8 protein-coding genes are annotated in these 12,704 nt (G+C 56.9%); 2 read left to right on the plus strand and 6 right to left on the minus strand.

The features are described from left to right. Positions 1 to 31: 31 nt before the first annotated feature. From ABD727_RS09375 to zorA, 4 genes are read right to left on the minus strand one after another with little or no spacing between them, the layout of a single operon-like run. The gene (locus ABD727_RS09375) at positions 32 to 2,956 is read right to left on the minus strand and encodes a DEAD/DEAH box helicase (RefSeq protein WP_344707144.1); all 2,925 of its coding nucleotides are present in this window, start codon (positions 2,954 to 2,956) and stop codon (positions 32 to 34) included. Further along, a complete protein-coding gene (locus ABD727_RS09380; protein ID WP_344707145.1) occupies positions 2,953 to 4,353 on the minus strand; it encodes an EH signature domain-containing protein in 1,401 nt (466 codons plus the stop codon). The genes ABD727_RS09375 and ABD727_RS09380 overlap by 4 nt, the downstream gene beginning before the upstream one ends. Further along, the gene (locus ABD727_RS09385; protein WP_344707146.1) at positions 4,353 to 5,150 is read right to left on the minus strand and encodes an OmpA/MotB family protein; all 798 of its coding nucleotides are present in this window, start codon (positions 5,148 to 5,150) and stop codon (positions 4,353 to 4,355) included. Before ABD727_RS09385 ends, ABD727_RS09380 begins: the two co-directional genes overlap by 1 nt. 11 nt (positions 5,151 to 5,161) lie before the next feature. Beyond that, positions 5,162 to 7,108 carry an anti-phage ZorAB system protein ZorA gene (zorA, locus tag ABD727_RS09390; RefSeq protein ID WP_344707147.1) on the minus strand — a complete coding sequence of 649 codons (1,947 nt, stop codon included), beginning with the start codon at positions 7,106 to 7,108 and terminating at the stop codon, positions 5,162 to 5,164. An 87-nt stretch (positions 7,109 to 7,195) separates the two neighbouring features. Here zorA and ABD727_RS09395 point away from each other — a divergent pair, with 87 nt between their 5' ends. Next, entirely contained in the window at positions 7,196 to 8,443 is a 1,248-nt protein-coding gene (locus ABD727_RS09395; RefSeq protein ID WP_344707148.1) for a coiled-coil domain-containing protein, read from the plus strand. Continuing rightward, positions 8,440 to 9,648: a hypothetical protein gene (locus ABD727_RS09400; RefSeq protein WP_344707149.1), complete on the plus strand. Its 1,209-nt coding sequence runs from the start codon at positions 8,440 to 8,442 to the stop codon at positions 9,646 to 9,648. Before ABD727_RS09395 ends, ABD727_RS09400 begins: the two co-directional genes overlap by 4 nt. Positions 9,649 to 10,083: 435 nt before the next feature. On the opposite strand, the gene ABD727_RS09405 is transcribed toward ABD727_RS09400, so the two are convergent. Both ABD727_RS09405 and ABD727_RS09410 read right to left on the minus strand, forming a co-directional pair. Then, positions 10,084 to 12,102: a DNA sulfur modification protein DndB gene (locus ABD727_RS09405; RefSeq protein WP_344707150.1), complete on the minus strand. Its 2,019-nt coding sequence runs from the start codon at positions 12,100 to 12,102 to the stop codon at positions 10,084 to 10,086. Positions 12,103 to 12,115: 13 nt separating this feature from the next. After that, positions 12,116 to 12,691 carry a hypothetical protein gene (locus ABD727_RS09410; protein ID WP_344707151.1) on the minus strand — a complete coding sequence of 192 codons (576 nt, stop codon included), beginning with the start codon at positions 12,689 to 12,691 and terminating at the stop codon, positions 12,116 to 12,118. Positions 12,692 to 12,704 lie beyond the last annotated feature (13 nt).

Consider the following 12,704-nt stretch of genomic DNA (forward strand, 5'->3'; position numbering starts at 1 on the left):
GCGCTCACAAGCGAAGGTTCCAAAACAAAGTCTAGGCTATTGTCTCTTCAAACAGCTGCCTTGCATCCTCGTCCGTTAGGGCGGGCGGCATCAACATCTCCCTACTCAATTCTCGTTTGCGCATTAGAAGAGAGTGCAAGCGCCGATCGAAGCTATGGTCTTCGCCTCCGGGCAGCAGCGCCATCGGATAGTAGACGGTGACCGGCTTCGATTGTCCAATTCGATAACAGCGGTCTGTGCTCTGATCCTCGACGGCCGGATTCCACCAGCGCGTTAGATGCACCACGTTATTCGCAGCGGTTAACGTCAGGCCCACCCCTCCAGCTTTTGGAGAGAGGATCATTACGTCAAAACCATCAGCCTGTGCTTGGAATGCGTCCACCCTCTCCTGCCGCTTGGGGCCAGACACATTCCCTGACACGATCATCGGTGCTCTCGGCAAATTGTACCGTCGCTGCAGAACACCGGCGAGGTCACTTTGCGCGTCTCTGAACTCTACGAAAACTAGCGCCTTCTCACCGCGCGAATGGATCTCATCCAGCACCTGGACCAAGCCCTGCAACCGAGCAGAGGATCCGATGTAATCGTCGTCTGTCGACACGACGCCGCGCTCAACCGGAGCTAAGGAGACGCGGCGCATAGCCTGCAGTGCCTCGAGCATCTTGCCACGATCTTGGCGCTGCCGAGCAGCCTCGATCACGGCTGCGTATGCATTGGCCTGCATGTCAGGCATTCGCAACTCGATAGTCTTTTCGGACTTGGATGGCAGTGCCCCAAGGACCTCGTCTTTCATTCGACGGAGCATTACAGGCGGTCTCTGCGGACCTGGCAACGTCAGTACATCCTTGAGGCGCTTTAGGTCTTCTGCAACCGGTGCAGCTTCGTAACGGTGACTAAAGTCCTTGAGCCCTCCCAGCGCGCCGGGGTGTAGCGTGTCCATGATGCACCACAGATCGGCAAGACGGTTCTCGATCGGCGTTCCGGTCAAAGCCAAGATAAATTCTGCCTGCATGGCCTTGGCTGCGTCAGTCACCTGGGTGCCGGGTGTTTTAACCTTCTGCACTTCATCAAACACGATCGCGCAGAAGGCGATCCGACCGAAGCTGTGCTGGTAGTCGCGAAGGGTCTCGTAGGTTGTCAGCACCCAATCTGCCGCCTCGATGCGGTCGACGTCGAGGAGTGGCTGGGCCAGTTCAAGCTCAGATCCCGAGCTCTGCCGCAAGTCGCGAAGATCGGGCCCGTAAGCACGAATTTGGGTGCCAATTCCCGGAACCTTCAGGTGAATATCGTGCTCTTTTTCCCAGTTCTTCAGAAGTCCGGTTGGTGCAACAATTAGTATAGGCGCGGGACTGATGTGCCCTGCTCGCATGGCGGCTTTCAGCCATGCGAGAAAGCTCAATGTTTGGTATGTCTTACCGAGACCCATGTCGTCAGCAAGGAGTGCGCCAGTCCAGCCTGCTTGCCAGCAGTCCTGGAGCCATTTCAAACCATCGACCTGGTGTGGCTTCGGCTCTGACCTGAGCAGATCTTTATGTAGCTGCCTTGAGAGGTGCGGGTCTCGTCGATGCGGATCGCTATTGAAGATAACGCTCTCGAAGTTGTTTCTTACCAAGAGAACGTGCGGCTCGGCTCCAGGCTCGCGCTCCTGCTTCTTCGATCTCTCGTCTTCCTCAACCGGGTCACCAATCGGAGAGGAGGCCCGCCCGATCTCTGCCAGAGCTGCCAAGGCCTGATTAGTTGCAGGTATGCGAACACCGTCGAATTCGACGTCCGGTTTGCCTTCTGCGATTGCTCTTTCGATCTGCCTGCTAAGATCTTCGAGCCGATCCGCTGGTAGCCTCAGTGGAGCCCCATCGACGATCAGGCCGACTGCCTCGGGAGGCAGCCAATCTTCGCTTGCGACCTGGACCCAAGGGAGGACCTTCTTCTCCCATAGGCCGATGGCCTGAACTCGCTCTGAGAACTCCTTCGTCTCCTTAAAGAGGCTTTCAATAAGATGCTCGTCGAGTTCATCTCCAAGCGCTTCTTTAAGGTAGGCTCGGGGGTTCTTGATGAACTCTCGCGCGACCTCACTGCCCGCTCGCTGCGCTTTTCGCGTAATGTCGAGCGCTTTCCGGAGTGGCGGAGATATCAGCAGCAGAACACCGCCAGGCATAGGATAGCGGTTTCGAGCCTCATTGAAGCGCTGGAAGCGATCGCGCGCAAACGCATGTTGGAGGTAGCTAGATAGAAGGGGCTCAGGTTCTCCGGCGCTGTCTAGCTCAAACTCACCGGTATCCTCGTATGGCCTCTCCCTTGATGAAGCGAACAAGACCGGATCGAACTGCAGATCCCCGTCCTGCTCATACGGCAGCAGAGAGAACGCACCTGCGTGTGCAACTCGGACTTCTCGGAGATATCGGCTTGCATCGACCTCCCCGCCCTCACCCGCTTGTGGGAGGAAGCGCTGGACAGACAGCCAGGCCTCCGTTCTAGCATCTGGATCTGATGCCGGCGTCTGATTGAAGGCGTCCATGGCGGCAACAATCTCGAATAGCTCCTCGGGAAGGAGGTAGCGCCGTGTGCCGACCTTCAAGAGGGCGCCGACGCGCGTTGGATTGATGATCCGCCGTCCTGAGACGTGGTCCCACCGATAATCGACCCGGAAGTTGTCCTGTTCGAGCGTCCCTTTGTGCTGAATGAAAAGTGTTACTGGTGGTGCCTGCGGCAAATCCAGTGCCGAGCGCACTGCAGGGCTCAGTTTTGCTGCCTCGGACGGAGGAAGATGAAGTTCATTTTCCTCACTCAGCGCCAACTCGTCTTCGACGAGCTGCCAAAGCTTCGCGACTGCTGACGCCTTCTGCGGTGAGCAGATGCGAGGCCACTCCTCCACACGGACGCCGACCTCTCCCACCCGCCCGGTGAAGACGACCCACTCGTCCTTCGAAAACCATTCGAGAAGCAAGGTCTCACTCACGGCCGCATCTCCGCGACGCTGACCCGAACTCCGATGCGAGGCGCCAGAAAGTCCATCAACTCACGCTGCCAGCGGTATGCCATCGTCGAGTCATGCCGCTGATCGTAGAGGCAATCTTCTCGGAGTTCCTGAGCTGAATAGTAGGGCTCTTGAAGCTGAGGCGCGCGCTCATCGTCTTCGGCCCAGACCCTTGCTGAACCTGCGTGACTCCATTCAGCGACAACAAATTTGCCGATCCTCATGAGCATAACTGATTGCCGTCGTCCTGCACCTTGCAGTCGTCCGGAAGCTACAACCTTTGCTTTTTTCTCGGGATGACGAACGAGGAAATGGCGTGCTTCCATGCCGAAAACTGGCCATGCTTCGTCGATGGCTCCGTGTCTCTCAAGTGCTAACCAGAACGCTCGCCGCCACCTCCAGATCGGGTCGGCCGTGGCGCTAAGGATGTCAAAAAATAGATCGAGGGCCTTGCGAGAGAGCCATCTCGTTATGGTCTTCCTCGCTTCCTGACTCACCCCTACCCATTGCTTTTTGTGGCTTCGAGGGTCTCCATAGATCTCATCGAAGAACTGCATGAGAGCGGCTCTTGCGGGCAGATTCCTCAACTCCTTGTGCGCAAACGGCGAAAGAAAAGTGTCAGCGATCTGCACACGTAGCCCAGGGAACGTCAGCTCTGAGCCCATCCGCAGAAATGAAAGAGCTTGTTGTACTGCTTCGACCGGAAACTCAGGATTCCTCGTCAGCTCTGCCACTAGGCTCGTAGCGACTACCTCAGCGACGGGCTGGTGAAATCCGGAGCGGGTTACAAGCTCCGTCGTAAAGCCGAGCTCCCGCATCAGGCTCTTCACGTTGCCACCGTTGTTCAGGGCGGCGGTAAAGATCCTTCGATGTGCACCAACCGCCTCGAAAAGTCGGACGGTGCTAGTCCGTTCGCGCCACCGAATAGCCACCGGGCTCGTGTGTCGAGTGAGATTACGAGAGATCAGGTCGCCAGCACGAGCCGCTTCAGGGTTACCCGGGCGATAATCGCGAATGTAGCTGTAGATGAGTGCTCGCAACAGGCGCGGAGAACGCTCCAGCTCCAATCGCTCCTCCAAGTGCCGGCCGAAAGGCTCTCGGGTAATCAGAGCGGGAGTTCCTTGCAGCGCAATCCAAGGAGCGAGGCTCCATTCGTCGTCGGAGGGTGCCCTGCCCTTCTTCTCGCACCAAGCTATAAATAGGCGGAGGAGCCGGCGCAGCTCTTCTTCGCCCGGAGCAACTGGCAGTTCGAACAGGTTCTCAAGCCGCTCTCGAACAGCGGACATCTGAGTATCGGCTATGACGTGCCTCGGTAGGTCGACGGCTATTGCAGCACACCCCTTCAGGCCCTCGATGGCCTTAGTGAACCGGCCGGTCATCACTTCGCCACGGAACGAGTGATGTTTGCTGTTGCCCGCTGGAAGTCGCTGCGAGTTGGCGGAGAAAGAAGAAAGCGAAGATCTATTCGGCGATTGGCTCTGCGGCCAACTTCCGAAGCATTTGACTTTGCGCTTCGTGGTCTACGGTCAGCGTACGCGCTGACACCAAACAAAGTGGCAGCTCCGGACGCATTACGAATGCCCTCGAGTGGTGGCGCCGCCGCAACCATGAATTGGTAGGTGCGAATTGCTCTTGCGGACGAGAGCTCCCAGTTGTTCCTGAACGCGGCCGTTGCGATTGGCACATTGTCGGTGTGACCTTCGACGTAAACCGCTTCTAGGATGGACTCGCTCCCCTCGGGGCAATCCTTCTTCGTCTTCTGACCACCTAACCCGTAACACGGCAGGTCTCGCGCGAGGATGCCGGCCAGTCGCGTAAGCGCAGCTTGGCCGCCCGCACCCAAGTCAGCCGACCCCGAGGCAAAGAGAGCGGACTCGGGCAGATGGAGGACGCCCTGCTCAGGATCTGCAGACACGTCCGGTAAGCCGGCCGCCTTCAGTTCCCCCTCAAGGCGCCTAAGGAGACTGGAGCGCACCGTCTCTCTTCCCTCCAGTTCATCCTGGAGGCGACCAATCTCGGACTTCAGCTGAGCCTCGGCGCTTTGGTAAGAGAGAGCGAAGATCATCAGGAGAATGATGAACACGAACAGCATGCCGATCAGCAGATCGTTCAAGGAGACGAAATAGCTGTCCTCGGCCTTGGACCCTCGGAACGGTAGGCGGATGCGCCGTGCCATCTGCTATTTTCTCACTCGGCGGCGATCGGGTCGCGGGGCACAGCGATGCGCAGGACTGCTTCGTTGAAAGCCTTGAAGTCACCTCGCTTGGGTAAGTCGTCGAGTACTTCATCCAGCTGCTGAATCGCGCCGCTCAGCCGGCTGACCGCCTCAGCGAGATCCTTATCGACAGAGCGCACAAATCCAGTCGTACGCTCACCAAACTGGCCCAGGCCCTCGAAAGTCTTTTCGAGCGTCGACGCAAGCGCATTGTTGAGTGTCGAAAGGTCCCGGTTGATGCTGTCTACACGTGTGCCAAGACCATCTAGGAAGGCTGCAGTCCGCTCGCTCATGGCTCCGGTTTGCTGCGCTACTTCAGCGACGCTCGTCGCGGCGGACTCGAGTTTGTCAGCCACAGACGTCATCTGCTCCGCCAGGTCTCCCAAACTCTCCGCCGCCTCACCTGCCTCAGAGACCTGCTGCGTCAAGGTGGACATTGCTCCGGCGAGCTCTTTGGCCCCAGAAAGCGCTTGCTCGAACTGCTGGGCCAGTGCGCCGCTGCGGTCTGAAATAAGCGAAAGTGCCTCAGCACTTGCCTCGACGCGATCGGCAGCTCCCTGTAGCGACTGGCTCAAGCTCGCTCCCGCTCGGCTTATGCCGGCGTCAAGGTTGTCGACTGCCGCGATCATGGCACTCGAGATTTCAATAGCGCCAGCTGCCATCGTTTCGCGGAGCTCTGCGGCAGCCTTGCCGAGAGCACCCGTCGAGGCAGTCACACCTGCAACAACCTGTTCGCGAACAACCGTCCCGGTGCCTTCGATCTCTGTAGCCACGGCTCGGAGCGATGCTGCAACCTTGTCGGAAGATTGCTGAAGCACTTCATCCATGTTCTCACTAGCGGCGCCAAAGCTGTTCTGGATCTCTGTTGCTCCAGCCGACATGTGCTCTCGAAACTGCTCACCCGCCGCCTCAATCTTGGCTGGTATCTCCCCGATCGAATTGGCGGCTATCTCCAGCATTTGCGCAAGACGGGTTGTGTGCTCCTGGGCAGCGCCGCTCAACTCGGTTGAAAACCGATCGACCATTCTCTCTAGTGCATCTTGGTTAATGTCGCCGAGCCGCTTCGCCATTCCTTCGATCTCGTCGCGGACCGGCGTAAGTGCCGCGCCGAACGTCACCTTCATTCGCGAATCTATCGCTTCGGCAATGCTGACGGCAAAGTCTTGATTGAACCGCTCAAGTTGAGAAGTCTGCTGAACCAGTTGGTAATTTGCGTCTTCGGCCAGCCGCTCTGCAGTCACAAACCGAACGCGGCGTTCCAGGCAGTGGTTGATCTCTTCGATCTTCTCTTCAGCAACCGACATGCGATTGTTCATGGCTCGCGCGAAGACGATCGAGGAGCCAAGTGCTGCAACTGACGTAAGGAACTTAGCGGCTGACGCCCCCAGGAGCTGCCGAAGGGCTGCCTTTGACTCGTTGAGGTCCTGAGTGATGCCGTCGCGTGCGATGAGCAAAGCTGCGACCAGTCCGAGGAACGTAGCCAAGAGACCCAGGCCAACAAGAATGTTCGGCATCGCTTCAAAGGCGCGCAAGTTGACCTTGCCGCGGCGGTAGAGGCGCTCGTTGAAGTAGTCGGACGGATGTAGCGGGCTCTTCAGTGTCCCGCTGCTCTCATCCACGTACAGCTCGGCGGAGTACGCAGTCCAAGCATCGCCGACGAACGGATCTTCGGAGAAACGTTCATTCAGCTTCTCTACTGTCGCGGCAAACTGCGTCGGGTCCTTGATCGCTCTCATGCTTGAGGCAAGCTGCTCGAGGGAGCTTTCGAACTCGGCTAGCCTAGCGGAAGCCGTCTTGTATGACTTCCAAGCAATGTAGCCGATCAGCGCCGAGAGGATGAGCGGCGTTGGTGGGAAACCGAACAGCCCTTTGATGGCCATCTCGAACGGCCACATGATCCACGATAGCGATTCGAACATGGCCCCCTCTTTCTGCCGCCCTAAGCTACTGTTGACAGACCAAACTGTTAAGAAGCTTCTTTTATCTGCAATTTAAGAGACACGGCCTTGCTGACGCCCTTACAAATTCAGGTTGAGCGTGGAGGAGAGCTGATCGACACCATCGAGCGGCTGTTACGCCGGCTGCCCGACGGCCGAATTGGCGCCGAGTACATGGGGCTAGTATACCCGTTGAGCGGTCCTGCCGAAATCAACTTGGAGACGACGTGGTGCTATCCATCGGAGGCGCCGATCTGTCTTGAGCCGCCCGAACTCCCCTCTGCTCGCGCGAGGAAGTGGCACCTCGAGGAGCTTTCCTCTCGCTCATATCTGCTTTTGAATGGAAGCGCGGAATACCTGGATCGGGTCGTCACTGCCCTTCAGTCCGCGCGGATTGAAATTGAACATTGGGGCCCGTCCTTCCGCGAAGATGCGTTTGGCAGGCTCCACGACTGGTTCATCCGATTACCTGCGGCCATCGAGGAGACATTTAGAAAGTGGGAAATAGATCAGATTCTGGCAGGCGTGAGCGAGGCAGACGAGCCGAAGCTTCACCTGCCACTGGCTGATCAACTAACGCGAACCCAGCGCCTCTTAGAGGCGCTGCTTCGCCGGCAGGCAGAAGCTGAACGGCAGCTAGCCGAAGCTCTCGCCAACGCCGACGCACAGGGCGCGGCCAATCGCGAGTTTGCGAGTCAGGCAAAAGATCGTGAGCGGCACCTTCAAACGGAAGTAGCCTTCCTGCGCGCGAGTGTTTCGGCGGCACTGTCACCGACCACCTCATCAACGAGCGATGCAGATCCTCACCTTCCGAGGTTACTCGAGGAACTGGAGAGCGAACGAGATGACGCTCTCGCAAGGTGGGCTCTCGCGGACGACGAGCTGCAGCGCCACCAGGCAGAGCTGAGAGAGCTTACGGCGCGCCTCGAAGAACTCAAACTCGCGCCTCAGAATGCTCCTGCCCTAAACCGGCGCACTCGCCAGCGCAGCCTTGAAGAGCTGGAGACGACCCTGCGTGTTCTGTTGCCAGATGTCCGTCTCCTACGTGGCTCGGCAGAATTCGTCATTACGGAGGTCGAAGACCGACGTGACCTATACAGCAAGCTCAGGGCGCTTAGCCACGATCCGACTTCGCTTCGTGGTAAGCGTGTCCACACTGCGGACGGTTGGTTGGAAGTGCACTTCAGCACCGGCCGCGGCCGAGACGGAAGGATGTACTTCAAACGAATGACGATAGATGGCGCTGCTTGCTGGGCCATCTTAGTGTCTGATAAAGCTGCGCAAACCAGTGACATCAGCTGGCTGGGGGGACAATGATCGAACTTGCGACGATCTCTCATGCGGTGGTGCTCGACGACGGTGAGGTTTCGCAGCTCCAGGCGCACTACCGTAGCCCACTGCGCCGTCGAACTGGCACGAAACTTCGAGCCCGCATTGCCTTGTTCCATGAGAGCGCCCGAACCATTGTCGGCACGGCGACATTGAGTGACGCCACCAAAGAAGGCGAAGAAAGCTACAGCCTGTGGCACTTCGAAGAAGTCGCTTGGCTGTCATCTCCGCTAGCGGTGTCGACCACCAGAACTGGTCCGATCTGGATCCGCCTTCTTAAGCACGATCGAACAGCACTCCGAGCACTTCAGTCAGGGTTTGCAGAGGAGCCGCGGCCTACGAGTTTATCGCAGGCGGACAAAGCACCTGAGCCATTAGAAGGAACGGAGGTCCAGTCAATCCAAGGGGCAGACGCATCTGTCATCGAGCTGCCGAGTGAGAGCACTGCCGAAGCGCCGCTCAACGTCGAGCACTTCGGAGAGGGAGCTCACCCCGACGCAGAACTTGACGGGCAACCGGAAGCGTCTGCTGACCCCATCCTTGCCGCGCGTGCCCGAGCAGCTGCCTTTGTACCCCAAACGAATGTCAGTCCTGGAGAAGCCCGGCAAATCCTTGTCCGACTCCGGGACGATGAAATCAAACCTGCCTTTCCTGGCGTCCCTCCTTCGTTCGGCATTCTCCGGCGAGCAATGCTGCAGTCGCTGCTCGAGGAGGGTGTTGCGACCTTGGAAGATTACTCCAGGCTAATTCCAGAAGATCTACGCAGCGCGACGAACGAGAAACATGTGTCCGCATACCTGGACTCGATCATCGCCATACTCGCGAAGATACAGGAGAGTGCTCCGGATGTTAGGTCAGTTGCCTCGCCTAGCGTGACGAAGCACTCAACCACCGCGCCCGGGGTCGGCTGGTCCGATGCAGAACTCCAAGCGGCAGTCGCAAGCTATGCAGAGATGCTCAGATGGCAGGATCAGGGTGTCCCCTACAACAAGGCGGCGACGATCCGAAGGTTACAGGAAGGGCCGCTTCGCGCTCGGACCGCCGCATCGGTCACCCTGCGATGGCAGAACATTGCACACTTGTTGGCTGAAGCAGGACGCCCCACTGTTGACGGGTTCAAGCCAGCAGCCAACGTTGGGGAAAACATCGCGCGACGGATCGCTCCAATGTTGCTGCGGCATAAGTTGCTTTGATAGGCAGCGTCTTTGCAGACTCTTACCATAAGGAACGTATTCAGCAGGACTTAGGAGCAGGCGCTTGAGTTAGAAACTCTCAAGCGCCGCCCTTTCCATTATGATCGAGCTTGGCACGGTTCACCACAGCTGAGCGTCTTGCACGCGACCTGGAAGCATACTCGTCAGACGCAAGAACTATGAGTCCACGTACCGGGCTCGCAACTGGCGCTTGATCGCCTTGCGGCAAATCGCCCAACAAACTGATTCGAGGCCGTCGAGGGCTCGTCCGAGAAGCCTATGCTACGGCAAAGTACGTGAGCGGAAGAGACCGATAGTTCGACGCACCTGAGCGTTGCGAACAGAAGGGCCACCTGGGCCTGACGAGCAACGCCCTGATGGTTTCTACAAAGAAGCGGATAAGCGCCAGCGTTGCATCGTCTACACCGCAAGCCATCATTCGCTGTTCGGCATCGTAAGCGTCTCGCTTTGGTCACTCTCATCACCAGTGTCGCCGCCGACCACTAATGCAATAGGTGCGGCAGCTTCGTCTGATATAGAGTCCAGCGCCTTGTCGTTGGACTCCTTCGCAGTCACGCTCCGCGCAAAAGCCATCAATTCATTCAGCCGCTCATCAACCCGCTTCTTGAGCTTCGCTTCAGAGACCTCGGGATCATGAGCTCTCACCAACCCTTCAACGCCCTTACGGAGGCTTCCCAGCAGCCCCTTGGCTGCTGGGAAGCGTTCAGCCCCTTGGGACGCCGCTACCTTCTTAATGAACTGACTCGGCGCACTGAGATCATTGGAATAGAAGTACCACCATAGTGTTATCAGAGAACTGATCCGCTGCACTGCAGCTTCCGACCAGGTTATTGTGTTACCAATTGGGCTGAGACCGACGCCTGCCCAGAGCGGATTATCTCCTAGCTTCTCCTTCACCTTGAAGCCGCCACGCCCATCAATGTCATTCAGGAAACTAGTCCAAGCTACGTTGAACGGCTGCTGAGTGTAACCTGGGATTACGCTATATTGCTGGAGCGCGACCTTCGTTGCCCTAAACAGGGCTTTCTGAAATACAGCGTAAAAGGCCCAATCCGAGCTCTTCATCTTGTGGAGTTCAGCCAGCGGCCCGTCGACCTTAACAGGCGTGTCTTCACCCCACTGGGCGCGCAACTGCTTCTGCGCAGCCGGTGGCTGAACCATATAGTGAGCAATGTCTCCCTTGATGCCACCGCGCTTTTCTACCTCGATGATAAAGTCGGCATACGGGCGAAACTTGGTAAGCACGTCCAGGAGAACCGGACGCCACAGCGCTGAGAAGCTATCAGCTATGGCGCGCACATAAGGTGCTGATGGGTTTACAAACGAAGTCTCAAAGTCCTTCTTAAGATGATGTTCTTCAACGTAAGAAGCCAGAGACTTCAACTGATACTTAGCACTCTTCTCTTTCAAAAAAGCGTCGAGCGATACCGAAGACTCAATTGTGGAAACGAACTTGCGGACCTGCTCTGGATCGAGTGGATCTTTCGGTCGCTTCAAATCGAGTAGGTCCTTGATGATAGCATAGAGTAGCTCAACCGTGGTGATGAAAGGAGCAGTCCTTTCCGCGATGTTGAACTTAGCTGACTCATTCCCTTGCCAGTGTATTAAGCCTAGAGGAAGACGACCCTCCTCCTCCACTCCAACTCTGGTAGCGATTAGTTCACGCAGGCAACGGGCCTCAATATCCTGGTCAGACAAGAGTATCTGCCTTGCTCGTGCGACCGTCTTGGAGTGCATATTCAGATCAATGAATATTTCACGGACGACTGTCAGAATTGGATTGTCGTCCTCACCTGCCTGTCCTTGAGCCAGTACGAAACCTGCACGAGGGTCCAAAACTAAGAACATCACTGACAACCGACTGTCAAAGGTCTTGCTCGGAAGATGCCCGTCTTTGACAAGGGTCTTGAGAGCTGCAAGTCGATGCTGTCCGTCGATTGTCGCAGCGAAGATCCGCTTCGGATCCCAACGAAGTGCACCGTTGGGCAGCGATGCATGGGCAACGATTTCAACACTACCGATACTTCTTGTTTCCCAAACGGGAGCCTTCGCCCAATCGAGAGGAACAGGCGGCGACACCACATCACCGTACTTAGGCGCCAACATCCCCTCATCATCAAGCGGCAACAAGGCCACCGTGAGTGTACTAAAGAATTTTAGTTTGTTCGGTCGCTTCAGGTAGCCTTTTACAAGATCTTCCCGGACCCGCTCCCAGTCAATCTCACGTTGGAACAATTCCTCGAGACGCCAATTAGCTCTCAAATCCGAAGGCAGGTTCTCTACAAGATCTAACTGATCAACTACACTCTTGAGCGGAATCATTGCCTGATAGAAAGGTATCTCACTCCCAGAGAGGTTCATCGTCCCCGATAGAATTGGCCATGCTTCAGTATAGTGAGGGCTCTGAGAGCCCGGAACGTCGAATCCGTCCATCGTCTTTTCCTCTTTAACCAATTCTTGAAACAAAACCCGGGCGAAGAATTCTGGTCACGACTTCCTCCGTGAGTGTAAGAACATCTGCCTTCTTGAAGATCTCAATGTCTGGCATGAGTCTGTACGCCACGAAGCAGCGGTCGACTGATAAGCCGGTAGATCTGAGTCGAACCGCTAGATTCGACGATGGTGACAGATGCTGCTTGATTCTTGATTGGAGAACAGTGGTCTGCCCGACGTACAATGGTGCCTTCAGCGGAAGGCATCGCGAAACGATGATAGCCAACTCCTCTCTGAATCGAGGATCTTCAGCGTACTCCCGCAACTTCTCTTGCTTGTGATCAGACAGCTGCGAGAAATTATCCAAAGTGAGTTGGTGGAGGGATCCGGCGCGAGCGCTGAGCGAGGGCGAGGCCCTTTGCTCTATTAGTGTGTTCAAAGCCCCCATAAATTCGTCAGCATCGCTGGTCGGCAGTACTGGTGGAGGCGAGAAGAAAGCATAAACGCCAGGTGAGTTAGGCAGCCGCTCGCAGGCGGCAAACGCGCCTCCTGGCACGCTTGCGAAATCAATTTTTTTGAAATCTGTCATCCCGCCTAGTTCT

Source organism: Sphingomonas swuensis, from assembly GCF_039538045.1.
Lineage (GTDB): Bacteria > Pseudomonadota > Alphaproteobacteria > Sphingomonadales > Sphingomonadaceae > Sphingomicrobium > Sphingomicrobium swuense.